This is a genomic window from Pyramidobacter sp. C12-8, from assembly GCF_002007215.1.
Classification (GTDB): domain Bacteria; phylum Synergistota; class Synergistia; order Synergistales; family Dethiosulfovibrionaceae; genus Pyramidobacter.
Map to the genome: position 1 here is coordinate 1 of NZ_MUHX01000110.1, position 254 is coordinate 254.

The window sequence follows — 254 nt, forward strand, 5'->3', positions numbered from 1 at the left end:
AATCATGCGGCTTGAGCCCGTATTCGCCCCCTTCGGGTCTTCTACGGCATCCATTCCATACCTACTGCCCCAATCAAGACACCATTCAAATACATTCCCATGCATGTCGTAAAGCCCCCAGGCATTTGGCAGATAACTGCCGACTTTCGTGTGGTGCGAGTAGCCGCCCTTGCCGTCCAAATCGTTGGATTCGTATCGTGCGATTTCATCCATGTCCGATACATGGTAGTAGCTATTGGGCTGCAGATTCTTCC

General features: G+C 51.6%; 1 protein-coding gene. It reads right to left on the reverse strand.

Annotation, left to right across the window (positions count from 1 at the left end):
• On the reverse strand, positions 1 to 213 hold a 213-nt coding region (locus B0D78_RS12260), incomplete at its 3' end, for a formylglycine-generating enzyme family protein (protein WP_205948340.1).
• Positions 214 to 254 lie beyond the last annotated feature (41 nt).